At 60.5% G+C, this 24169-nt stretch carries 23 protein-coding genes; 12 read left to right on the forward strand and 11 right to left on the reverse strand.

All coding sequences use genetic code 11. The features are described 5' to 3' along the window. Positions 1-40: 40 nt before the first annotated feature. The 3 genes from Q1A91_RS18595 to Q1A91_RS18605 form a co-directional block, all read right to left on the reverse strand. Complete coding sequence (locus tag Q1A91_RS18595) at positions 41-1435, reverse strand: TRAP transporter large permease (RefSeq protein ID WP_299881131.1); 1395 nt, start codon at positions 1433-1435, stop codon at positions 41-43. Then, positions 1435-2103: a TRAP transporter small permease gene (locus Q1A91_RS18600; protein WP_299881134.1), complete on the reverse strand. Its 669-nt coding sequence runs from the start codon at positions 2101-2103 to the stop codon at positions 1435-1437. The genes Q1A91_RS18595 and Q1A91_RS18600 overlap by 1 nt, the downstream gene beginning before the upstream one ends. Positions 2104-2217: 114 nt before the next feature. Further along, positions 2218-3447, reverse strand: a complete 1230-nt coding sequence (locus Q1A91_RS18605) for a TRAP transporter substrate-binding protein (RefSeq protein ID WP_299881137.1) — start codon at positions 3445-3447, stop codon at positions 2218-2220. Positions 3448-3566: 119 nt separating this feature from the next. Here Q1A91_RS18605 and Q1A91_RS18610 point away from each other — a divergent pair, with 119 nt between their 5' ends. Next, entirely contained in the window at positions 3567-5168 is a 1602-nt protein-coding gene (locus Q1A91_RS18610) for a GMC family oxidoreductase (protein WP_299881140.1), read from the forward strand. Here the strand turns inward: Q1A91_RS18610 and Q1A91_RS18615 are convergent. Further along, positions 5165-5857, reverse strand: a complete 693-nt coding sequence (locus tag Q1A91_RS18615) for an aspartate/glutamate racemase family protein (protein ID WP_299881143.1) — start codon at positions 5855-5857, stop codon at positions 5165-5167. The two genes, Q1A91_RS18610 and Q1A91_RS18615, sit on opposite strands and share 4 nt — an antisense overlap. A gap of 177 nt (positions 5858-6034) precedes the next feature. On the opposite strand from Q1A91_RS18615, the gene Q1A91_RS18620 reads away from it, so the two are divergent. The 10 genes from Q1A91_RS18620 (at position 6035) to Q1A91_RS18665 (ending at position 14956) form a co-directional block, all read left to right on the forward strand. Beyond that, on the forward strand, positions 6035-7279 hold the full coding sequence (locus Q1A91_RS18620; protein WP_299881399.1) for an FAD-binding oxidoreductase: 1245 nt from the start codon (positions 6035-6037) through the stop codon (positions 7277-7279). A 22-nt stretch (positions 7280-7301) separates the two neighbouring features. Further along, positions 7302-8291, forward strand: a complete 990-nt coding sequence (locus Q1A91_RS18625; protein ID WP_299881146.1) for a TRAP transporter substrate-binding protein — start codon at positions 7302-7304, stop codon at positions 8289-8291. A gap of 48 nt (positions 8292-8339) precedes the next feature. Then, positions 8340-9146: a class I SAM-dependent methyltransferase gene (locus Q1A91_RS18630; protein WP_299881149.1), complete on the forward strand. Its 807-nt coding sequence runs from the start codon at positions 8340-8342 to the stop codon at positions 9144-9146. After that, entirely contained in the window at positions 9143-9664 is a 522-nt protein-coding gene (locus tag Q1A91_RS18635; protein WP_299881152.1) for a TRAP transporter small permease, read from the forward strand. Before Q1A91_RS18630 ends, Q1A91_RS18635 begins: the two co-directional genes overlap by 4 nt. Positions 9665-9668: 4 nt before the next feature. Then, entirely contained in the window at positions 9669-10985 is a 1317-nt protein-coding gene (locus Q1A91_RS18640; RefSeq protein WP_299881155.1) for a TRAP transporter large permease, read from the forward strand. A gap of 3 nt (positions 10986-10988) precedes the next feature. Beyond that, entirely contained in the window at positions 10989-11927 is a 939-nt protein-coding gene (locus tag Q1A91_RS18645) for a hypothetical protein (RefSeq protein WP_299881158.1), read from the forward strand. Next, complete coding sequence (locus Q1A91_RS18650; protein WP_299881161.1) at positions 11920-12654, forward strand: carboxyltransferase domain-containing protein; 735 nt, start codon at positions 11920-11922, stop codon at positions 12652-12654. Before Q1A91_RS18645 ends, Q1A91_RS18650 begins: the two co-directional genes overlap by 8 nt. Then, positions 12651-13673 (forward strand): biotin-dependent carboxyltransferase family protein, encoded by a 1023-nt coding sequence (locus Q1A91_RS18655; protein ID WP_299881164.1) that lies wholly within the window; start codon positions 12651-12653, stop codon positions 13671-13673. Before Q1A91_RS18650 ends, Q1A91_RS18655 begins: the two co-directional genes overlap by 4 nt. Before the next feature lie 4 nt (positions 13674-13677). Further along, the gene (locus tag Q1A91_RS18660) at positions 13678-14448 is read left to right on the forward strand and encodes a LamB/YcsF family protein (protein ID WP_299881165.1); all 771 of its coding nucleotides are present in this window, start codon (positions 13678-13680) and stop codon (positions 14446-14448) included. Positions 14449-14719: 271 nt separating this feature from the next. Next, on the forward strand, positions 14720-14956 hold the full coding sequence (locus Q1A91_RS18665) for a hypothetical protein (protein ID WP_299881166.1): 237 nt from the start codon (positions 14720-14722) through the stop codon (positions 14954-14956). Positions 14957-14981: 25 nt separating this feature from the next. Here Q1A91_RS18665 and speB read toward each other — a convergent pair whose 3' ends face one another. The 3 genes from speB to bktB form a co-directional block, all read right to left on the reverse strand. Continuing rightward, positions 14982-15926 (reverse strand): agmatinase, encoded by a 945-nt coding sequence (gene speB, locus Q1A91_RS18670; protein ID WP_299881168.1) that lies wholly within the window; start codon positions 15924-15926, stop codon positions 14982-14984. Positions 15927-15992: 66 nt separating this feature from the next. Further along, positions 15993-17966, reverse strand: coding sequence for a DEAD/DEAH box helicase (locus tag Q1A91_RS18675; RefSeq protein WP_299881170.1), 1974 nt, complete (start codon positions 17964-17966; stop codon positions 15993-15995). Between the two features lie 81 nt (positions 17967-18047). Beyond that, complete coding sequence (gene bktB / locus Q1A91_RS18680; protein WP_299881173.1) at positions 18048-19223, reverse strand: beta-ketothiolase BktB; 1176 nt, start codon at positions 19221-19223, stop codon at positions 18048-18050. Positions 19224-19370: 147 nt separating this feature from the next. Between bktB and Q1A91_RS18685 the strand changes: the two genes are divergently transcribed. Then, positions 19371-20132: a PhnD/SsuA/transferrin family substrate-binding protein gene (locus tag Q1A91_RS18685; protein ID WP_299881176.1), complete on the forward strand. Its 762-nt coding sequence runs from the start codon at positions 19371-19373 to the stop codon at positions 20130-20132. Between the two features lie 4 nt (positions 20133-20136). On the opposite strand, the gene hpaH is transcribed toward Q1A91_RS18685, so the two are convergent. Genes hpaH through hpaD form a run of 4 tightly spaced genes read right to left on the reverse strand, consistent with a single transcriptional unit; the run spans position 20137 to position 24168 of the window. After that, positions 20137-20937, reverse strand: coding sequence for a 2-oxo-hept-4-ene-1,7-dioate hydratase (gene hpaH, locus Q1A91_RS18690; protein ID WP_299881179.1), 801 nt, complete (start codon positions 20935-20937; stop codon positions 20137-20139). Next, positions 20934-21788 carry a fumarylacetoacetate hydrolase family protein gene (locus Q1A91_RS18695; RefSeq protein WP_299881182.1) on the reverse strand — a complete coding sequence of 285 codons (855 nt, stop codon included), beginning with the start codon at positions 21786-21788 and terminating at the stop codon, positions 20934-20936. Before Q1A91_RS18695 ends, hpaH begins: the two co-directional genes overlap by 4 nt. Then, on the reverse strand, positions 21785-23188 hold the full coding sequence (locus tag Q1A91_RS18700; protein WP_299881185.1) for a pyridoxal-dependent decarboxylase: 1404 nt from the start codon (positions 23186-23188) through the stop codon (positions 21785-21787). The genes Q1A91_RS18695 and Q1A91_RS18700 overlap by 4 nt, the downstream gene beginning before the upstream one ends. Then, on the reverse strand, positions 23185-24168 hold the full coding sequence (gene hpaD / locus Q1A91_RS18705) for a 3,4-dihydroxyphenylacetate 2,3-dioxygenase (RefSeq protein WP_299881188.1): 984 nt from the start codon (positions 24166-24168) through the stop codon (positions 23185-23187). The genes Q1A91_RS18700 and hpaD overlap by 4 nt, the downstream gene beginning before the upstream one ends. Between the last annotated feature and the right edge of the window lies 1 nt (position 24169).

Genomic DNA, 24169 nt, shown 5'->3' on the forward strand with positions numbered 1-24169 from the left:
CATAGTTAAGAATTCATACTTACCACGTCGTTAAGTCACCTCAACCGCCACCACCACCGCTGAGCAACTCATACAGGAAGCCGCCGGGCAAAAGCGTCTTTGACAACGCCGGGGTCAAGGCAACGAGGAACCAAACAGAGATCAACGCAGCAAGATACATCGTGGCGTATCGCAGAAGTCGGAAATACGGTACCCCTGTTACGCCCGACGCCACGTAAAGGTTAAGCCCGTAGGGCGGTGTAATGAAACCGATAGATGCACCCACAAGGAAGATTACCGCAAAATGGATCGGGTCGATGCCAACTGACACCGCGATCGGCGCGAGAATAGGCGCAAGGATGATCGTCACCGGCAGGGATTCCAGAATCATGCCTGTGACAAAAACAATCGCCATGGATGTGAACAGAACGGCGTAGTAGCCACCCATACCCGTCACAAACGCGCCAATCGTTTCCTTCGCCCCAAGGGACGACAGCACCTGCTGCATCGCGACCGACACCGCGATCAACGGCACCAGAATACCGGTGATTTGCGCGGACCGGGAGACAATCGCGGGCACGCTGGGCAGCGTGAACCCTTCGACCACAATCATCGACAGCAGGCTCTTGTCATTGACAGGAATGTCTTTGCCGCTGCCCATGAACTTGTTCAGCGGATAACAGATCAGACCAACGATGATACAGAAGCCCACCGTCACACCCGCCGCTTCGGTGGGAGAGAACTTACCGGTGTAGATACCCCAAAGCACCAGACCGATGGCAAAGAAACCCAACCATGCACCGACGGCGGTCTTGATCACACGCCACGGGCTCAGGCCAATCAGGATGCCCCAGCCGTTGAGCGTGCAGATGATAAACGCCGCTGTCATCATGCCCAGAACCATCAGGCTGCCGGGGACGATACCGGCGATGAACAGTTCCGAAATCGGCAGGTTCATCAGAAAGCCGTAGACGATAAAGATGATCGACGGTGGAATGATGATCCCGACCGTACCACCCGCCGCCGCTGTGGCGGCAGAGAACCGTTCGTCATAGTTGCCCTTGACCATCTCGGGATGCAGCATCGAACCAATCGTTGCCGTCGTGGCAGAGTTTGAACCCGAGATTGCCGCGAACAGGCCACAGGCCGCGATGGAGGCCATCGCCAAACCGCCCCGCAGCCAGCCCAGACAGGAATAGGCGAAATCCGACAGTCGCCTTGCGATCCCTGATTGGTTGATCAAGTCACCCGTCAGAATGAAGAGTGGCATCGCAAGCAAGGCAAAGCCCTTGTTGAAGACGTTCAGCAGTTCGTTTCCGGTGTTGTCGATCGGCAGCCCGATCACGAAGCTGCACCCGACAACCCAATAGAAGATGACCAGCAGAACCGGCGTGCCGAGCATGAAAAAGACAGTCACGCCCAATGAGATTAATGTGACCCATGTTCCGTCAGTCATCAGACGTCCCCCCCGATTACGGCTTGTTTGATAATCGGTTGACCCGATCTGAAGTTGTTCCAGTCTTCCAGCCAGTTGCCGATCACCCGGCCTGACATCAGCGTGAAGGCAATCGGCACCGTGATGTAGAACCACCACTTCATCGTGTCATCGACGCCGTCCACCATCTGGAAGTTGTCCGCAGACAGGGCAGTAAACTTCAATGACGTGGTGATCGCGATCCAGCAGAACCCAAACCACAGCATGAAATCCAGCGTCAGCGCTGCCATCTGCCCTGAGGGCGACATCTTTGAACGGAATTCGCTAAAGCTCAGATGCGTCCGCAAACGCACGTTATAGGAACAACCGAACCAGGCCATGATCATGAACAGGAAAGGTGGCACCGTGGTCGAGCCGGACCACTGATGCGAAAACACGAAGCGGTCGATCACACCCCAGAAGATAATTGCGGCGATCATCAGATAGGTTAAAACCGCGATCCCGCGTTCCAGATGCTTGTCCATGAACGGAATGCGCCTGAAGAACTCACGCGCCAGAAACCCGCCAAAGAGGGTCAAGAAAAAGCAAAAAAGCCACATGCCGTCGGTGTAAAAAGCATCCCGCATTTTCCACGCACTGCCGGAAAAAATGGCAGGAATAACGGCTCCTGCTTCAGCCAATAAAGACATCTGTAATCTCCCCCCTGATTGGTTTGTCCATCACCGCCCTCCCGACGATGAGGTCAAAAAGGGTCGGCCCTCAACAGAAAGCCGACCCTCGCATTCACTCTAACCCCAAAGGGATCAGGCTTTCCACCACCGACGTGGCTCGACATTCTCGGCCAGTGTGTGCGGGTTCTGACGCACGGTGTCATAGATTTCCTGATAGGTATCGCGACCACCGGACCAGCCGTTCAGACGCTCACGCCAGTCTTCCCACAGCTGGGGCTGGAACTCGGGAGAGCACATCTCTTCGGCCATCTTGATCTGATCGTCACCCAGATCGGCAACGCGCACGTTGTTCTGAGCAAAGATCGTGTCAGGATGCTGAGGGTTGGAAGCGCCAACGGTATTGACCAGCGCCGCTTCGTTCGCTGCCTGCACGTGAACCTGCGCAAGATACGCTGATTCCATCACAACGTCCTGCAACTCACCACCAAGACCGTCGAAGGCTTTCGCAGACATCGCCGTGTGCTCTGTACCGCAGAAGAACTTCAGATCAACGGACTGGGATACCACGGGTGACATGTTGGCATACGCCACGGCAGACGCCCATGTTTCCGCACCATCAATCAGGCCCTGCTTCAGACCGTCGAGCGTCTCTTCCCATGCAACCGGAACCGGGTTCAGGTTCAGCGCTTCCATTGCGATCCGGCCCAGCTGAGTACCAGTCACGCGGTTCTTGGTGCCGAACATATCTTCCAGCTTGGTGATCGTCGGCGCGTCCTGCCACTTCAGACCCATCTGGATGCCACGCAGTTCGCAGTGCGAGAACAGGAACTTCAGGCCATGACGCTTTTCATAAGGCTCACGCAGCAGCGCCTGCGACTCAGGAGAGTACAGGAAGTAGTACTGGTCCGCACGGCTGCGGAACATGTAGGCGTAGTCCAGAACGTTCAGATAAGGCGCGCCACCAGCGGAGTTCTGCGTGGAGGCAGCATAGATGTCGACAATGCCCTGCTGGGTCTTCTCAACGCAGGATGTCTGACCACAAATCTGGTTGTCGCCGATGAACTCAACGCGGATTTCACCGTCGGAGCGGCTTTCCAGGTCGCGGGCAAACTCAAGGCAGCCTGCACGTTCGATCAGCAGGTTGCGCTGGTTGAAACCGGCCGCACCAAATTTGAAGGTGAATTTCGCTTCTTTGGCGAAGCGTTTTTCATATGTGGATTCCGCAGCCTTTGCCAGGTTGCCAAGGCTCATCGCCCCACCAAATGTACCCGCGGCAAGCAGCGTAGAGCTCATGCCGTACTGGCCCGCAAGCCGGAACAAGTCACGGCGCGAGATGTTCTTGAGTTTGTCTTGTACTTTCATAATGGTTCCTCCCGTTTGAAGTACGTTCTCAATTATTGAGACTTTTTGTTTCAAAAAACACTAGCTTGGTTTCGGCCATCTGTATAGAAGTTTCTTCAACTCTGGGGAGGATTCTTACCATGAACGCAGATTTTGTCGTCGTTGGCGCAGGTTCAGCCGGGTGCGTCCTCGCAAATCGCCTGAGCGCCGATCCAAGCAACAAAGTGATTCTGCTTGAAGCGGGTGGGCGTGATCTGAACCCCTGGATCCATATCCCTGTCGGCTATTTCAAAACCATCCATAATCCCAAGGTCGATTGGTGCTACAAAACCGAACCGGACCCCGGCCTCAACGGACGTTCCATTGAGTGGCCGCGCGGCAAGGTTCTTGGCGGCTCCTCCTCTCTTAACGGGTTGTTGTATGTCCGGGGACAACCACAAGACTACGACCGCTGGCGCCAAATGGGCAATACCGGATGGGGCTGGGACGACGTTTTACCTCTTTTCAAACGCGCAGAACGCAATGAGCGCGGCGCTGATGAATACCACGGTGACGAAGGCCCGCTGTCTGTGTCCAACATGCGGATCCAGCGGCCAATCACCGACGCCTGGGTCGCTGCGGCGCAGGCCGCAGGCTATCCGTTCAACCCAGATTACAATGGGGAAAAGCAGGAAGGCGTCGGTTTTTTCCAACTGACCGCCCGCAACGGCCGAAGATGCAGTTCCGCCGTGGCCTACCTCAACCCTGTCAAGAAACGCGAAAACCTCCAGATCATCACCCATGCACAGGTCGATCGCATCCAGATCGATGGTAACCGCGCCACTGCGGTCACCTACAAGGATCGCAGCGGCAAGACCCAGACCGTGACCGCCAACCGTGAAATTGTTCTGTGTGGCGGCGCAATCAATTCACCCCAATTGCTGATGGTGTCCGGGATTGGTGAGGCGGCCCAATTGGCGGAGCATGGTATCGAGGTGAAGAAAGATCTGGGAGGTGTTGGCAAGAACATGCAGGACCATTTGCAGGCCCGGCTGGTCTACAAGTGCAACGAGCCCACTCTGAACGACGAAGTCAGCAGCCTGTACGGTCAGGCCAAGATCGGGCTGAAATACATGATGTTCCGCGCAGGTCCCATGACCATGGCGGCCAGCCTTGCGACCGGCTTCATGAAAACCCGCGATGATCTGGAGACGCCTGACATTCAGTTCCACGTGCAACCCCTCTCGGCGGAGAATCCCGGCAAGGGGGCGGACAAGTTCTCTGCGTTCACGATGTCGGTGTGTCAGCTGCGCCCGGAAAGCAAGGGTGAGATCAGGCTCAATGATGCCAACCCACGGACCTATCCGAAGATCATCCCGAACTACCTGTCCACGCAAACTGACTGCGACACAGTGGTCAAAGGGGTCAACATCGCCCGCACCATCGCGCGCCATGCGCCGCTGACCTCCAAGATTTCTGAAGAATACCGTCCGCACGCCGACCTTGACATGGATGACTATGACGCCACGCTGGATTGGGCCCGCAACAACACCGCGTCAATCTACCACCCGACGGGTACTTGCAAAATGGGTAACGATAAATCCGCTGTGGTGGATGCCAGACTGCGCGTGCACGGCATTGCAGGTCTGCGTGTTGCAGATTGCTCAATCATGCCAGAGATCGTATCGGGCAACACCAACGCACCCGCGATCATGATTGGTGAGAAAGCCAGCGATCTGATCCTCGAAGACGCCCGCGCTTAGCCAAAGGAACGGGGCGCAAGCCCCGCTTCGAACCACGTTAGATAGCTGAACATGGAATGCACCGGCAGGCTGGTGGCAGCTGCTATGTCATCTGCGTAGGGTGGCATGTTCGTGCATTCCAGGACGAGCGCCCCAAGACCCGGTGTTTCTTCGGCAAACTGGCGGGCTGCTGCGACAATCTCTGCCCGCGCGACGCCCGGATCCAGCTCAGGCGCATTGCCAATAATTGCCGTTGCAAAGTGGCTGCCATCCATGCCGCGCACGGGCGTGTCCACCGGTGCACCGGCGATGCGCAAATGCTCCGGCGTCAGGCTTTCTGCACTGATGGTCAGCACCCCGGCGCGCTTCCCTTCCGGCAGCGCCGCATTGATCTGTGCGATCTGCTCCAACGCAGAAGCAGCGACAGGCACGCCCAGCGCCGTCGCCAGTTGCGGCCTGATCAGGGAAAGAAACCCGCAGGTCGTCGCAATCCCCCTGCATCCCGTGGCCACCAGACCTTTCCCCGCCACGATGAACTCCTGCACAAAAGGTGCCGGGTCTCGCTGCACAATCGCCTGTGGTGTTGCACCTTCCACAACGGCGTAACGCACCGCGAAGGGGAAGCTTTGCGCATTGCCGATGTCTCCCAAGACCCGCGGAAAAGCTGTGTCGAGCATCAGGATCCCAAGTTGTGCATTTTTATCAGACATGTCTGATCGCCCCTAATTTCTTGGTCCAAACCTGCATCCAACGCGCGATAATCACAAGCGGTCCAATCAACGATGACAATTTGCAAACAATTTGTTGATGTTTTGCTCATTCATGCAATGATGCGGCAACAAAGGGAGATTCGACCGCATGCCAGCCAAGCCACAGGCCAAGTCATCGTGACGCGCCATGCCGTTGTCATAGGTGCTGGCATCGTCGGGGTGTCATCCGCGATCTGGCTGCGCCGGGCGGGGCTGGACGTGACCCTGGTTGACCGCGCGGCGCCCGGCACCGGCACGTCACATGGGAACGGCGGTGTTTTGGCGGCCTGTGCGATGGTGCCTGTCACAGCGCCGGGGTTGATACACAAAGCGCCGGGCATGCTGCTGAATGGGGACTTTCCGCTGTTCATGCGCTGGTCCTACATGCCCCGCCTCTTGCCATGGCTGATGAAATACCTCGGCAATGCAAATGACGCGGATACCCGTCGCATCGCCCAGGATCTGACCCCCATCGTCAGCGACAGCGTGGAGCAGCACAAAAGTCTTTGCAGGGAACTCGGGCTGGGCGACTGGGTGAGCGAGAGCGACTACTGCTTTGCCTACCGCAGCCGCGCCGACTTCGAAAAAGAAGCATACACCTGGGAACTCAGAGAAGCTGCCGGGTTCACGCCTGAACTGATTTCCGGCCCGGAGCTGCGCAACTATGAACCCAATCTCGGGCCAGAGATTACCTGCCTCGCGATCATGAAAAACCATGGCTACATCCGCAGCCCCGGCGGATATGTACAGGCCCTTGCCAAGGCGTTTGAGGGCATGGGCGGTACGATCCGAATGGCTGAGGTCAAGGATGTGACCATGACAGACGGGGCCGTCACTGCCGTGGAAACCACGCAAGGCACCATAGCCTGCGATGAACTGGTGCTGGCAACCGGCGTCTGGTCAAAACCACTGATGGCAAAGCTCGGCCTGAACGTGCCCTTGGAGGCCGAACGTGGGTATCACATCGTCTTCAAGGATGCGACCGACGGCCCATTGCACCCCATGATGGTGGCCAGTGGCAAATTCGTGGCAACGCCCATGGAACAAGGGTTGCGCTGCGCGGGCATTGTTGAGTTCGGCGGGTTGGACGCTGGCCCTTCCGAAGCGCCGCTTGCCTTGCTGCGCCGTCAGGCCCGCGCAGCCTTTCCGAACATGCAAGCGACCGAAGAGATCGAATGGCTGGGGCACCGACCCGCACCCAGCGACAGCCTGCCCCTGATCGGGCAGATTGGCACAAGCCGGGTCTACACTGCCTTCGGGCATCACCACATCGGGTTGACGGGTGGTCCGAAAACGGGCCGACTGATCGCCGGATTGATTGCGGGGCAGGGGATCAACACCGATCTTGCCCCCTATCACCCTCAACGGTTCACGAACCGATAGAAAACCAACTGGGAGAAACCATATGAAACTGACGACAAAACTGATGACAGGCGTGGCAAGCGCCGCCATTGCAGTCACCGCCGCCCTGCCCGCCTTCGCGGCAGAAAAGTGGGACATGCCAATGGCCTACTCCGCGTCCAACTTCCATTCAGAGAATGGCGTGGCCTTTGCCGATTGTGTGCGGGACGCCACGTCGGGCGAGATTGACATCACCGTCCACCCCGGCGGATCGCTCTTTGCAGGCGCTGACATCAAACGCGCCATCCAGACCGGTCAGGTCCAGATCGGCGAACGTCTGATGTCCGGCCACCAGAACGAAAACCCCGTGTTCGGCTTTGACAGCATCCCCTTCCTCGCGCCTTCGTTCGATGCAAGCGCCAAGCTGTTTGAAGCGGCCAAGCCCAAGATGGACGAATTGCTGGCAGAGCAGAACCTGACCATGCTCTACGCCGTGCCATGGCCCCCACAGGGTTTGTACTTCAACAAGGAAGTGAACAGCGTCGCCGACATGGCGGGCCTCAAGTTCCGCTCCTACAACAACGCCACCTCGCGTCTGGCGGAACTGACCGGCATGCTGCCCGTCACCATCGAAGCGGCTGAAATCTCTCAGGCGTTTGCAACGGGCGTGGCGGAATCCATGATCTCCTCCGGAGCAACCGGCTATGACCGCAAGGTCTGGGAAAGCCTGAGCCACTTCTACGAAGTCGACGCATGGCTGCCCTACAACTACGTCATGGTGAACAATGATGTGTGGTCCGGCGTGTCCGATGCCAACAAATCCGCCATCACCACCTGCGCTGGCGAAGCCGCCGCGCGTGGCCTGCAAGCCTCCAAGGACTATACCCAGTTCACCATGGACGGTCTGGCCGCAGGTGGCATGACCGTTGGCCCAGCCGGTGAAGAATTGATGTCCGGCCTGCGCGAAGTGGGTGAGACGATGACGTCCGAATGGCTGGCAGCGGCGGGTGATGATGGCGCTGCCATCGTTGACGCCTTCAAAGCATCCAACTGATGCCAACATGAAAGGCAGGGCCGCACCCGCGGCCCTGCACTCCCCCCCATGACATTTGACGCATTCATCGCTGCAGAAAAACAGGGCTGGCACGACCGGGCCGCCGCCTATGCCGATCACACGGCGCTGGCGACGATCCAGATCATTCCTGCTTTGCTTTATGCCCTTGCCATCCGTCCGGGCCATCGGCTGCTTGATGTGGCCTGTGGCACGGGTCATGTGGCCGGCGCTGCTGCCGCGCTCGATTTGACAGCGCAGGGAGTGGATTACGCCCCCGGCATGGTTGCCGCTGCACGATCCCGCTTTCCCGACCTCACCTTTGCAGAAGCTGACGCCGAGGCGCTCCCTTTCCCGGACGACAGCTTTGATGCTGTCGCCTGCAACATGGGCCTGTTCCACATGGGCAACCCGTTGCGCGCAACCAGTGAAGCCACCCGCGTGCTGCGCCCCGGTGGCCGGTTTGCCTTCAGCCAATGGACGGGCCCGGCAGATTCAGAACTCTACGCCCGCCTTTTCACCGCCCTGACGGACATCGCGGATATGTCCCGCGCAGACCCCGCCCCAAACGCCTATGCACTGTCGGAGACAGAGCCAGCCTTTCAAATGATGCGGGACGCCGGGCTGAGCAAGCCTACTGTCACCCGACTGGAAACCACCCTCATTGCACGCGGCGATGATTTCTTTTCGTTTTTCATGCAGTTCGGCGTGCGTGTGCCCCTGATCGTTCAGGCGCAGGATGCAGGTGTTCAAACCCGACTGCGCGACAGGATCAACACCGATATGGCCCCCTATAAAACCGCCACCGGGTACGAAGTGCCCATGCCCAGCCTTGTTTATGCAGGAACCAAACCATGACAGCGATACGCAAGCTCCTTGACTTCCTCTATGCGCTCGCGGGCGTCCTCGCAGCACTTTGCCTCATCGCGATCCTGTCGTTGATCGTTGCACAGATGGTCGCGCGCTGGACCGGAGAGATCTTCCCCGGTGCGCCAAATTATGCCGGATACGCGATGGCCGCCGCCAGCTTCCTGGCTTTCGCCAACGCACTGAACCGCGGCGCACATATCCGCGTCTCCATCCTCCTGAACGCTGTGCCCGCCGGGCCAAAGCGCCTGCTGGAAATCTGGTGCTTTGGTCTGGCCGCGGCCATCGCCTGGTACTTCACCTACTACGCTTACTGGTTCGTGTACTGGTCGTGGAAGTTCAAGGAAGTCAGCCAGGGTCAGGACGCGATCCATCTTTGGATACCTCAGTCCGTGATGGTGTTCGGCGGAGGCCTGCTGGCGCTCGCGCTGACCGATAACCTTCTGCATGTGCTGTTCAAGGGCGATCACCGCATCGTCCGCGACACAGTCGATACACACGGGGAATAGCACCATGGCCGAACTTTATGCGATCATTCTGTTTCTGTTTGTCCTGTTCCTGCTGCTTGGCACGGGCGTCTGGGTCGGCCTTGCGCTGATGGGCGTGGCCTGGGTCGGGATGGAGCTTTTTACCACCCGCCCCGTGGGCGACGTGATGATCACGACAATTTGGGCGTCCTCCTCTAGCTGGACCCTCACTGCGCTGCCGCTGTTCATCTGGATGGGCGAAATCCTCTATCGCACGCGCCTGTCTGAGGACATGTTCAAGGGCCTGTCCCCCTGGCTTGCCCGCCTGCCGGGCGGATTGGTTCACACCAATATCGTCTCCTGCACTGTCTTCGCCGCCGTCTCCGGCTCCTCTGCCGCGACCCTTACGACTGTCGGCAAGATGGCCATCCCCGAACTGCGCGCCCGCAAGTATCCCGAGAAGATGGTCATCGGCACGCTCGCAGGTGCGGCCACCCTTGGCCTGATGATCCCGCCTTCGCTGGCTCTGATCGTCTACGGCGTGACCGTGAATGAAAGCATCACCAAGCTCTTTTTCGCTGGCGTCTTCCCCGGTCTCGTCCTTGCCGGCATGTTCATGGCCTATGTCGCCATCACCAGCTTTGTTTCAAAAGACTGGAACCCCACGGTCGAACGCGGGATGAGCTTCACTGAAAAGCTCTCCAACTCCCGCTTCCTCCTGCCCGTCTTCGCGCTGATCACGGTTGTCATCGGCTCCATGTACGCAGGCCTCGCCACCGCGACCGAAGCGGCCGCTATCGGTGTCATTGGCGCGCTGGTGCTGGCCCTTTTCCAGGGATCCCTCAACTGGGACACGTTCCGCGAAAGCCTGATGGGGGCCACACGCACCTCTGCCATGATCGCGCTGATCCTTGCGGGTGCGGCCTTCCTGAAACTGTCGATGGGCTTCACCGGCCTGCCCCGCGCGCTTGCCGATGGCATTGCCGCGATGGAACTCACACGCTTCCAACTCCTCATGGCGCTTTTGGTGTTCTACATCATCCTCGGCATGTTCCTCGATGGCATCTCCGCCATTGTGCTGACCATGGCGGTGGTCGAACCCATGGTGCGCGGCGCGGGCATCGACCTGATCTGGTTCGGTATCTTCGTCGTTGTCGTGATCGAGATGGCCCAGATCACCCCGCCCATCGGCTTCAATCTCTTTGTGCTGCAAGGCATGACGAACCACGAAATGGGTTACATCACGCGCGCCGCGCTGCCGATGTTCCTGATCATGGTGCTGATGGTCTTTGTCCTGATCCTCTTCCCCGAGATCGCCACTTGGCTGCCCGACAACATGCGCAACACGGCCGGTGCAGGGTGAGACATGCTGCACCGCATTCTCTGGGCGGCATCGACCCACGCGCGGACCTGCCTGATCGCAGGCCTTGTCGCGGGTCTGGCCTTGCCAGGTCTGGCGGCGGCGATGGTCCCATGGCTGCCCCACATGGTGGCGCTGCTGCTGGTCACGACCGCGCTGCGCATCGGGTTTCGCGATGCGATAGGCGCGATCGGAGACCTGCGCTGGGGGCTTGGCGTGGTCGTGGCCCTGCAGATGGCTGTCCCGCTGACACTGCTGGGTCTGCTGTATCTGGCAGGCCTCAGCCAGACCCCCGCAGCGCTTGCCATCGTCCTGACCTCCGCAGCGCCTGCGATCACAGGCAGTGTGAACCTTGCGCTGATCATGCGGATGGACGCGGGCCGGATGATGCAGATCCTCGTACTGGGCACCGCCGTCTTCCCTTTGACCGTCCTGCCCGTCCTGTGGGCCATGCCGCAGCTCGGGGCCGCGCAGGAGGTGATCTCCGCCGCCCTCACCCTGCTGGCCGTCATTATCGCAGCAACCGCGGCGGGGTTCCTCATTCGCGCCCGCGCGTTTCCCAATCCCACGGCGGACCAGATCAAGGCCCTGGACGGGCTGTCTGTCCTCGCCTTTGCCATCATCGTGGTGGGTCTGATGGCCGCCCTGACACCCGCGCTTCAGGCCGACCCATGGGCGGTCCTGAACTGGGCGCTTCTGGCCTTCGCCATCGGCTACGGACTGCAACTGCTGGCGCTGGTCGCCCTGCGCCGCAGCCCGCTCCAATCCCTCGCGGGTCCCATCGCCATAGCGGCAGGCAACCGGAACATTGCAATCTTTCTCATCGCGCTGCCCCCGGATATCATCGCGCCCCTGATGATCTTCATCGGCTGCTGGCAACTGCCCATGTATCTGACGCCGATGCTGATGCCGCGCCTCTACGCCTGGGCCTTGCGCCATGACTGAACCGCTGATCCGCACCGTTGGCCTGTCCGGTATCCTCGTCACCTTTGCGCAGGCCATGAACGAACCCGCCAACCGCGCCGCCCTCGCCTTCCGCGCCGCAGTGGAAGAGGCCGCATGGCCCGAAGTGACAGAGACCAGCACATCGCTTGTCTCCACCTTTCTCGCTGTCGACCTGTCCGCGACCCCGTTGGGGCAAATCACCGACCGCATCCAGTCGCTGCTGGCCACCCAGGACTGGACCCAGGCTCCCCTGCCCGCAGGGCGCACGCTGTGGCATGTACCGACCGTCTACGGCACCGACCTTGCCCCGCAGCTGGAAGAGGCAGCCGCAGTCGCAGGCGTCGACCCTGACGCCGCAATCGCGGAGCTCTCCACCTCCCGCGTGCGCGTATTGACCATCGGCTTCGCCCCCGGCCAACCCTACATGGGTGAATTGTCCGACACATGGAACATTCCCCGTCAGGAAGGTTTGACCAAATCCGTGCCGCCCGGCGCATTGGTCATCGCCATCCGGCAGTTGATCACCTTCACCAACGCCTCTCCCACCGGCTGGCGCCACATCGGTCAGACGGCATTTGCCAACTTCCGTCCCGGCACCGACACCCCTTTCGCCCTGTCACCCGGAGACGAATTGACTTTCCCCGCCATCACCCGCGCCGAACTGGAAGACATCCGCGCCAAGGACACATCCGGCAACGGCGGCGCATCGCGGGAGGCGTTGACATGAGCGCGGCACTGGACATCCTGCAAGGTGGCCCCAGCCTCAGCATTCAGGACATGGGTCGCCGGGGCTACCGCGCGGTTGGTCTGACGGAGGCAGGCGCCATGGACCCCGAAGCCCTGCACGAAGGCGCGGCCCTGCTGCATCAATCGCCTGACTTTGCCGCAATCGAAATGGCGGGTTCCGGCGGCAGCTTTCGCGCGACGGCCGACATCCGCATCGCCCTCACTGGGGCCACCATGGCTGCCAGCCTCGACGGCGAAGCGCTCACGTGGAACGCCAGCCATGCGATGCCCGCAGGTGCCACGTTGACCATCGGCGGCGCGCGCCGGGGCAGCTATGGCTATCTTCACATCGGCGGCGGCATCGCCACAGACCCGGTCATGGGATCGCGCAGCAGCCATCTGCGCGCGGGCGTCGGCCAAACGCTGGAAACCGAGGATACCCTGCCCATCGGCCCTGATGTCCACACCGAAGTGTCAAACGGTCTGACCCCGTCCGACCGATTTGACGGCGGCAAGGTGCGCATCGTTGCCTCGATGCAGACCGAGGCATTTGATCAGGACACCCGCGACCGCTTCACCGCAACCACCTTTCGCCGCGACCCGCGTGGCAACCGCATGGGCGTGCGCATGGACAGTGAAGGCGCAGGCTTCAGCACCGGCAGCGGGCTCAGCATTGTGTCGGAAATCGTGGTGGCGGGCGACATCCAGATCACGGGCGACGGTGCCCCCTTCGTGCTGATGTGCGAATGCCAGACAACGGGCGGCTACCCCCGGATCGGCACCGTCATCCCCTGCGACCTGCCGCGTATCGCACAAGCGCAACCCGGCACTGCCATCAGGTTCGAATTCATCACCATGGCGCAGGCGATCGCCCTTGGGCAACGCCATGCCGCCGACATGGCAGGCCTGCGCAGCCGCGTGGCCCCCCTGATCCGAGACCCCGCAACGATCCGCGACCTGCTGTCCTACACGCTGATCAGCGGCGTCATCTCCGCCACTACGAACCCGTTTGAGGAGTAATCAAATGCCAACCGTCGATCTGAACGCCGACATGGGCGAAAGCTTTGGCCCCTGGACCATGGGCGATGACGCCAGCCTGCTGAGCATCGTCACCTCTGCCAACATCGCCTGCGGTGGTCACGCGGGCGATGCGGATGTGATGGCCGCGACGATGACCCTCGCCCATGCCAACAACGTGGGCATTGGCGCGCATCCCGGTTTCATGGACATTGCAGGCTTTGGCCGCAACCGCATGTCAGTGCCGCGCGGCACGCTGCAAAACCAGATCCGCTATCAGGTCGCTGCGAGCCTTGGCATGGCCCGCAGCGTGGGCGCCACCGTCCGGCATCTGAAACTGCATGGCGCGCTGGCCAACATGGCGTCCGAGGATGAAACCCTCGCCCGTGACCTTTATGACGCCGCCCTCAGCGTCGCCCCCGATCTGATCGTCATGGTTCTTGCCGCAACAGCGCAACAGGACGCCGTCCGCGCATTGGGCTGCGCCTGGGCCGGAGAGATATTTGCAGACCGCGCCTACAACGACGATGCCACGCTGGTCGACCGTTCCAAACCCGGTGCGGTGATCCACGATGCCGATCTGGCGGGTCGTCGTATGGTCGACATGGTGCAGGCAGGCGCGATCATCACCGAAAGCGGCAAGCGGATCGAGACGCAGATCGACACGATCTGCCTGCACGGTGACACGGCCGAGGCGGTTGAGATCGCGGCATCCGTGCGGCAGCAACTCGAAGCCGCCGGGATCACGCTGCGCACCTTTGAGGGCCACAAAGGCTGAACCGGAAGGCGGGTGATTCTGTTTCGGCGGGTCCGCCTGCGCCGGAATATCCATTTCCACACCGGAATCAGCCGCTTTCCGCGCCAATTTCTCTGCAAAATTGCGCTGAATTCTCCGCACAATCACGGCCAATTCTGTCCTTAGTTTCCAAATTGTGGACAATCAGGGGTCATACACCGCTTTGAATTCAAAGCTGTTTCGCATTTGATGGGTAAAGAAATCATCCGTTGCGGGAAGATTTTTTGGCCCCAAAAGACGCATTTTCTGTCAATTGAGCGAAGGCACAGGATCGGGGAAAGTGCTTTTGTATCAACCCCAATCCCCGAAGGCGGGCACCTGTACCAAAGGCATTTCCATGCTACCCTTAAGCGGTTTATTCAGTGACATTTCTGACGATTTCCCCGAAGTACGCGCGGCCCGCCGCGCTTATCGTGAGTACATTGCATGCCTGCTGGCTGCGGTGCTGCTGCCCGGTCTGCTCTTTTTACTGTACGCGCTGACGAATTGACCGCAACTGGTCGCCATCTCCGCCATTACCGGTGCGCCATCACCCTGCCGATCAGGTTGAGCAGTATCTGAGCCGCGAGAATTGCCGTGCTGCCGGAGTGATCGTAATCTGGCGCGACCTCCACCAGATCAACCCCGACGACGCGGCCCTTCTTGCTGATGCCATCCAACAATTCCAACACGTCATAGTACAAGAACCCGCCGTGGCTGGGCGTGCCCGTTCCCGGCGCGATGGACGGATCAAAGCCGTCGATATCAATCGTGATGTAGTAGTCGACGCCATCCGGTATCCGGGCAAGAACGGCCTCAACCCCCAGCTTTCGGATCTGGCGGACAGACAGGATATCTGATCCCATGCGCCGCGCATCCGCGTACCCCTCTTTGGCCGTGGAACTGACATTGCGGATACCAAGCTGTGTCAGACCCGTTACATAGCTTTTCTCTGCGGCGCGCCGCATCGGGTTGCCATGACCAAACCTGACCCCGTGTCGCTCATCCACAAAATCCAGATGGGCATCAAACTGGATCACGTGAATTGGGCCGTGCGTGTCAAAGGCGTTGATGCAGGGAATGTTGATCGAATGGTCGCCCCCCAGAACCACGGGCAAGGCGCCTGCTTTCAGGATGGCGCGCACGCCTGTCTCGATATTGGCATGGCTGTTGGACGTATCGGTGTGCACGATATCCGCGTCGCCCAGATCAACCATGCGCACGTTCTCTAGATAGGTGATGTCGTCTTCGTGGTCGTAGGCCCCACCATGCCCGAACGCGAACAGCGTGCTTGCCTCCCGGATCGACCGGGGGCCAAACCGTGCGCCAGACCGCCATTGCGTGCCAAAATCATAAGGCGCACCAAGGATCGCCACATCGGCGTCGATGGCCTCCCAATCCGGCTGGTAGGGAGACTTCCCAAAGGTGGAAATGCCGACAAAAGGCAGGTTCAAACGTCCGGTGTCATAGGTATTGGCCATGGGGGTCCGCTTTACTTTGCAATACCCGGCCACCATTCCCCAATTCCACAGGTAAGGCAAAGGGGCTTAGCTGTCCTTGGGCCGCCGTGGTTTGGGCGCACCGCCTTTTGGCCCGCCCTTGCCCCCTTTTGAAACAAGCGCGCGGGCGCGATTTTTCTTGCTGTTGGACTTCCCCTTTGGCGGCGGAGGCCCCTTGGGCCCTGTGCGTGGTTTGCGGGCGCGCACCGGCGCATCCCCCCCGGTGGCATCGGGGTTGAGCGACAGCTTCTTGCGTGATGCAGCCTCCTTGGCAGGACGGTCCTGCGGTTTGGGTTTGCGTTTGCGGGGCTCGGGCTGGTCATTCCACTCTGTCGGCGGCGTAGGTTTTCCGCGCGGTTTTGGCGGCTCATCGCGGCCATCAGCCTGGCCACGATGTGCCGACTTGCGGGGGCCTTTGCCCGGACCTTTGCCGCCGGGCTTCGGACCCTTCGCGAAAGCCGGAGGCGTGTCGAGCGCGCTGACCGCGTCGCCTTCGATGTTCATCCCCTGCCCCAGCGTCTCCAGAAACCCGGCTACACTGCTTTCCTTGATCTCTACGACCGAGTGATCATCCTGAATGCGGATCGCGCCGATGTCATCCTTGCTCAGACCACCGGCCTTGCACAGCATCGGCAACAACCGCCGTGGTTCCGCGCCCTTCTGCCGACCACCTGCAACGGCGAACCACTTGCTGGGCCCGAAAGGCTTGCGCGGCTCCGGCTTTGAACCCACGTCCGCCAGTTCTTCCGGCGCGGACCGCACTGCGCGGTAAAGCCGCAAATAAGCTGCTGCCAACTGCTCGGTTGAGAACCCTTCAACCAATTTGCCAACCGTCTCCTGCTCCCCTTCGGACACGTCCTGCGTCCAATCGGTCTCTGTCAGCATCCGCTCTTCTTCGCGGGCGTTCACCTCATCTGAGGACGGGGCCGTCGCCCATTCTGCGCGCAGCTTGGCCATGCCCAGAATGCGCTCCGCCTTCTTGCGGGTCTTGTTGGTCACAACCAGCGCGGAGGTCCCCTTCCGCCCTGCCCGACCCGTCCGGCCAGAACGGTGCAGCAATGTCTCATGGTTCGATGGCAGTTCCGCGTGGACCACCAGATCAAGGTTTGGCAGGTCGATCCCCCGCGCCGCCACGTCGGTGGCGACACAAACATCCGCCCGCCCGTCGCGCATGGCCTGCAACGCATGTGTCCGCTCCGACTGGGACAACTCCCCCGACAGGGCCACAACCCGGAACCCCCGGTTCGACAACCGTGTCGTCAGCCGGTTCACCATCGCGCGGGTGTTGCCAAATACGATGGCATTGGGCGCGCGATGATAAAGGAGCGCGTTGATGACCGCGTTTTCGGTGTCGCGTTCGGCCACCATCATGGCGCGGTACTCAATATCGGCGTGCTGCTTGGCTTCCGACTTGGTGACAACCCGAACCGCGTCTTTCTGATAGCTCTTGGCCAACTGACCGATGGATTTCGGCACCGTGGCGGAAAACAGCAGGGTCTGCCGCGTCTCCGGAGATTCACCCAGAATGAACTCAAGATCCTCACGGAAGCCCAGATCAAGCATCTCGTCGGCCTCATCCAGCACCACGGCGCGCAGGCCGCTCAGGTCAATCGACCCGCGCATGATATGATCGCGCAAACGTCCCGGTGTCGCCACCACGATATGCGCACCGCGGGCCAGCGCACGCCGTTCATCCCGCATGTCCATGCCGCCAACGCACGACGCCAGCATCGCGCCCGCCTTCGCAAAGAGCCAACTCAGCTCCCGCTTGACTTGCAGGGCCAACTCACGCGTGGGTGCAATGACCAGCGCCAGGGGCGCCCCTGCTGCATCAAAGGCTTCAGCCTCCCCCAACACGGTCGGCGCAATCGCCAGACCAAAGCCCAGTGTCTTGCCTGATCCGGTTTGGGCGGAGACCAGCAGATCCTTGCCGTCCAGATCGGGATCCAGCACCGCCTCCTGCACGGGGGTCAGCGTGGTGTAACCACGGTCATCGAGGGCGGCGCGCAGGGCTTGTTTCACGGGGAGGGTTTCTTTCGTCGGGAGGGATAGGCGTCAAAGGCTGCCGCCTATCCCATCAGCCGGGGGAAGTACACCCGCTGATCACAACGCCTCAATCGCCACCGCAATGCCCTGACCACCGCCGATGCACATGGTGCAGATCGCACGACCACCGCCACGCCGCTCCAGTTCATAGAGCGCTTTGACCATGATGATCGCACCTGTCGCCCCCACCGGATGGCCCAATGCGATTGCGCCGCCATTGGGGTTCACCTGCTCGGCCGAGAAGCCCAGTTCCTTGGACACGGCACAGGCCTGCGCGGCGAAGGCTTCATTGGATTCCACCACGTCGAAGTCGCTGACCTTCATGTCCAGTTTCTGCAACAGCGTCTGCACAGCCGGGACAGGCCCGATGCCCATCACTTCGGGCCGAACACCCGCATGGGCATAGCCCAACACCCGCGCGCGCGGTTTCAACCCGGCAGCCTGCGCCGCAGTCGCCGTTGCCATCACAACCGCCGCGGCTCCATCATTGATGCCCGATGCGTTGCCCGCCGTCACACTGCCGTCTTTCGCAAAGGCCGCGCGCAGGCCTGCCAACGCCTCCATTGAGGTTGCCTTGGGGTGCTCATCAGTATCGAACATGGCGGTCTGTCGCTTCACCTTGATCTCAATCGGTGCGATCTGGCTGGCAAAAACGCCATCCGTAATTGCGGCCTGTGCACGCCGCTGGCTCTCCATCGCGAAGGCGTCCTGATCTTCACGTGTGATCCCGTGTTCCTTCGCCACGTTCTCTGCCGTGACACCCATGTGACCGGTGCCAAATGGGCACATCAGCGCGTTCAGCATCATATCGACGGCACCCGTGTCGCCCATCTTCTGACCAAAGCGTGCCGATTGCATGATATGCGGCCCGCGCGACATGCTTTCCGCCCCACCGGCAAGCGCAAATGCCGCATCGCCCAGCATCAGGTTCTGCGCGCAAGACACAATCGCCTGCAACCCGGACCCGCACAGACGGTTCACGTTCATCGCAGGTGTTCCGTCGGGAATGCCCGCTTCGATCGCCGTAACGCGGGACAGATACATATCGCGGGGTTCGGTGTTGATCACATGCCCCATGGCCACGTGACCAATCTGATCCGGGCTGACGCCTGCACGCGCCATCGCGGCTTTGGCCACATGCACCCCCAGAGCTGTCGGAGGGGTCGCGACAAGGCTGCCGCCAAATGTGCCAACAGCGGTGCGCGCGCCGTCCAGAATGACAATATCTTCCATGATCTCTTTCCTTGAACTGGGCAAACCGTTGCCCTGTTTCTAAGCCCTTTGCGACAGAAACGCATGTGTTGTTTGATGGTTCGACGCAACGTGACGCGGGGCCAGGTTTGGCGCATACTCGCCGCGACAATTGCACAGGACCCCCCCATGCACGCCAGCCTGCCCATGTATGCCCTGCCTGCCTTGCGCGACGCGCATGAAAGGTACTGGGCGCTGATCCGCACAGCGTTACAGGCAGCAGGGGTCAGCGCCCCGGACGCCCTCAACCAGAATGGCATCGGCACTGCGTTCTGGAGCGCCCCCGATCTGGTTTTCAGCCAGACCTGCGGCATGCCCTACCGGACACTGCTGCCGAGGAAGGTGCAGATTGTCGGCACGCCAGACTATGCTGTGCCCGGTTGCGCGCCCGGATACTACATGTCCCAGCTGATCAAGCGCCGCGATGATCCACGCAATACGCTGCGGGAATTTGCAGGTGCGACCGTAGCCTTGAACGAATACGGCTCCCAATCCGGGTTTGCGGCCCTCGCCAGTGCAATGCAAAGCGCTCAGATCACAGCAGGCCAAGTGCGGATCACCGGTGCACATGCCGCCTCAATCGAGGCTGTTGCCGACGGCGTGGCGGATGTCGCTGCCATTGATGCTGTGACATGGAGGCTCCTGTGCGCTCACCACAACGCCGGGGCAGAAGTTGAGGCATTTGCCCAGACCACGCCCACCCCCGGCCTGCCCTACATCTGTAGCCTGTCGGTTGACCGTCAAAAGGTCTTTGATGCCGTCGCTGCGGCCATCAATGACCTGTCCCAAGCCGACAAAGACCTGCTGATGCTGCGCGGGTTGGTTCACCTTGGTCCAGACGTCTACACCGCAGTGCCGACACCTGATCCAACGGTCCTGACCGGCCCCTGATGCTTCAGGCGAAAGCCACGCGCACGCTGCCGAAATTGCCAAAGTCCGCCAGAACCTCAGCCCCCGAGGGGCATTCAAGCGGCCGGATAAAGCTGCCCGACAGGATCACCTGCCCCACTTCGATCTGCTGCCCATACTGCGCCATCCGCCGCGCCAGCCAGACCACACTTTCCACCGGATCGTTCAGCACACCTGCGCCCAGACCTGTCTCTTCAACTTCCCCGTTGCGGCTGACAATCGCACCGACCCAGCGCAGATCAACGTCCTCAATCCCATGGCGCTGCGGGCCCAACACGATCCCCGCATTCGCGGCATTGTCGCTGATGGTGTCAAAGATAACCCGCGTCTTGCCTGTCTCAGGGTCCACCCGCAAAATGCGCGTATCCAGCACCTCGATCGAGGGTGCCACATAATCCGTCGCCGCCACCACATCCGCGCGACTGACATCCGCCCCGCCCAGCGCGGATTTCATGACAAAGGCAATCTCCGCCTCCATCCGCGGCTGGATGAACCGCCCCTTGGGCACCACGGCGTTATCGTCAAAGACCATGTCGTCAAACAAGATCCCGCTATCGGGAATGTCGATGTTCAGCGCCTGCTGCATCGCCTTGGAGGTCAGCCCGATCTTCCACCCGATCACATGCCGCCCCTGCGCCAGCTTTTGATCATAGATCGCCCGCTGGATGGCATAGGCGTCATCCATGGTCATCTCAGGATACCGCAGGCTGAGCAGACCAATCTGCCGCCCGGTCGCCTCGGCGTTCAGCAAATCCGCAGCGGCGGCGGCGTGTTCCTGAGGGGTCATACCACTTCATCCTCTACACCATTGCGCAGCACACCGATGCCTTCGACGGCCACCTCCACCACATCGCCGGGCTTGAGATATCGAGGCGGATCAAACCGCGCACCTGCCCCGGTGGGCGTCCCGGTGACAATAATGTCCCCCGGCTGCAACGTCATGAAGGTGGAGATATAGGCGATCTCCCGACGGATCGGGAAGACCATCCGCGACAGTGTATCATCCTGCCGCAGCTCCCCATTCACATGCGTCGTGATCCGCGCGTCATCCAATTGCGCGGCATCCGTAAACGGCACCAGCCACGGACCCATCGCACCGGACTTGTCCCAGTTCTTGCCTTGCGTGACATTGAACTTCGCATGCCGGACCCAATCGCGGATTGTCCCCTCATTGCACAGCGTCAAAGCGGCGATGTGATCATAGGCATCGGTTTCGGCAATCCGCCGCCCGCCTTTGCCGATGACAATCGCCACCTCGCCTTCGTAATCGAGCGTCTCATTCTCCGGCGGACGCACCAGATTGCGGCCATGCCCAGTGAACCCGCTGGCAAAGCGGGGGAACAGCGACATGTACTTCGGCGCATCCGAGCCGTCCTTGTACTCTGCATTCCGGTCGGGGAAATTCACACCGACACACAGGATACGTGGCGCGTTGGGCAGGACCATCTCGTATTCAAATTCGGTATGCGTCACCGCCTTGCCAGCCGTCAGCCCAGCCAACTGATCCAACGCCCCCGCGCGCACCACATCCAGCAACGTGTGCCACTGCGGGCAATCGGGGCTAAGCGCGATCATCCCAGCATCTGTCACCGCACCGTAGAAGGTCTCTCCCCCCGCCGAATAGGTCGCGAATTTCATCTCAGCTTCCCCCAAACATCCGCAATGACATCCTTCGTCATCATCACATCCTCCCGCGTCGTCTCAAACTGGCCAGCCTGAAATCGGATCATCTTGCGTCCTTCGTGCATGCCTTGAGTGATGTAGATCCGCCCATCGTCATTAAGCGCATCGACCAGTCGTTGTTGTGCTGCATCGTCGCCGGAACAGCGGAAGGTAAACAGGCTCAGGATCGGCTCGGTCACAATCTCAAACCCTTCCATCCCGCGGATTTCCTCGCACAGCTCCTGCGCCCACCGTACATGATTGCGCATCCGGTTGCGCAGTTCTTCCAGCCCATAGGAACGCATCAGGAACCACAGCTTCAACGCCCGGAACCGCCGCCCCAGCGGGATGGTCCATTCAGAGTAATTCGTCACCGCATCGCCGGAGGTCTTCAGATATTCCGGCTCAATCTTCAGCGTGTTCAGCTGCGGTTTCGCATCCGCCAGAAACTGCACCGAACAATCAAACTGCGTCCCCAGCCATTTGTGCGGGTTAAACACGATGCTGTCGTAGTGTTCGACCCCCGCCCAGAACTGGTCGCGGTATTCCGGGCAGATCATCGCCGCCCCGGCCCAGGCAGCATCCAGATGGGTATAGAGGTCTTCAGCCTTGGCAATCTCTGCGATCGGTTCAAGGAAGTCCCAGGCCCCGATCCCCGTACCCCCGGTGATCGCGATGATGCCAGCCGGGGTGTGTCCGGCCTTGCGATCCTCGGTAATCCGCGACTGGAGCTCATAGGGGTCCATCTCAAACGCATGACCGCTGGTGCCATGGCCAATCTTGACCAGATTGTCCTGCCCGATGCCCGCCACCCAACAGGCGCGGTCAATCGACGAATGCACCTGTTCCGAACAATAGATCCGCAAATGGCCCTTGCCCGACAACCCCTCGCGGTTGCCGGTATACCCGGTCGCCCGTTCGCGCATGGTCAGGACGGCGGACAATGTCGCGGAGGAAGCACTGTCCTGAGTAACACCTGTAAAATGATCCGGCAGCCCCATGGCCTGCCGAAGCCAGTCCACCATCACACCTTCCATTTCCGTCGCAGCGGGGGAGGTTTGCCACAACATGCACTGCACAGCGAGGGTGCTGACCAGCATCTCTGCCAGAATCGACGGGGGGGCTGCATTTGCGGGGAAGTAGGCGAAGAAACGCGGGTGCTGCCAATGGGTGATGCCGGGCATCACGATGCGTTCGAAATCGGCCATAATAGCGTCCATCGCTTCGCCAGTTTCAGGGGCGGTGGCGGCAAGCTGCGCTGCGATCTGCCCCGGCGAGGTCTGGGCGCGCACGGGCAGATCGCCAATCGTCTTGTGATAATCCGCAGCCCAGTCAGCGATATGCTTGCCCCAATGGGCGAATTCATCCCAGTTCATGGCGCGATGATCGGGCTGGCGGCGAGGTCGGATTCCTGTGGTGTGACACCCTCAAACGGGCTGCCGTTCTCAAACCAGCTGCGCGGCGCGGGTGCGCCCCAAAGCGTCTGGCGCTGGGGGTCTTTGAGGTCCCATTTGATCGGCTCCAGATCGGGATCGACGGTCTGATAATCCGAACAGTAAATCTCTATCCGGTGCCCGTCGGGGTCGAGGACATAGAGGAAAAACGCATTCGAAATCCCATGCCGCCCCGGCCCGCGTTCGATGTTGTCGACATATCCGGTGGTAGACATCAGATCCAAGAGGTCAATGATGTTGAGCGGCGTCGGCACCCAGAACGCCACATGGTGCATCCGTGGCCCGGTGCCATTGGTGAACGCCATGTCATGCACGCCGCCCTTGCGGTGCATCCATGCAGCCCAGAGTTTTTGGCTCTCTGCGTCCTCCGTATATTCCGTCACGCGGAACCCCATGTCACTGTAAAACGCAACCGATGCGTCCACGTCCGGAGAGAAGCAATTGAAGTGGTCAATGCGCAGCGGCTTGACCCCGCGATACAGCGCATATTTCTGATGGATCGGCTCAAGCCGGTCCATTTTATGATAGAATTCCAATGGGATGCCAAAGTTGTCAGCTGTCAACAATGTGCGCCCCTGATAGGGCCGTTCGACCCAGGAAGTGGGCCTCCCCTTGGCTTGAAAGAACGCCTCTGCCCGGTCCAGATCGGCGTCATCGAAAGTTTTGAATCCCATCACCTCCACCGTGCCTGGCGCGTCGGATCGTTGCAGGATGATGCAGTGATGACCGCGTTCTTCCATGGCGCGCAGGTAGACGTGATTGTTTGTCTCATCCGTCACCTGTAGGCCGAGGATGTCCGTATAGAACGTCTTGGACGCGGCCAGATCCGACACGTTCAGGCAGACGTGGCTCAACCGGATGGTGTTGAAATCAGGGTAGAGGTTTGGGGCAGGTACGGGCATG

It is taken from the genome of uncultured Sulfitobacter sp. (assembly GCF_947500075.1).
In the GTDB taxonomy this organism is placed as follows: domain Bacteria; phylum Pseudomonadota; class Alphaproteobacteria; order Rhodobacterales; family Rhodobacteraceae; genus Sulfitobacter.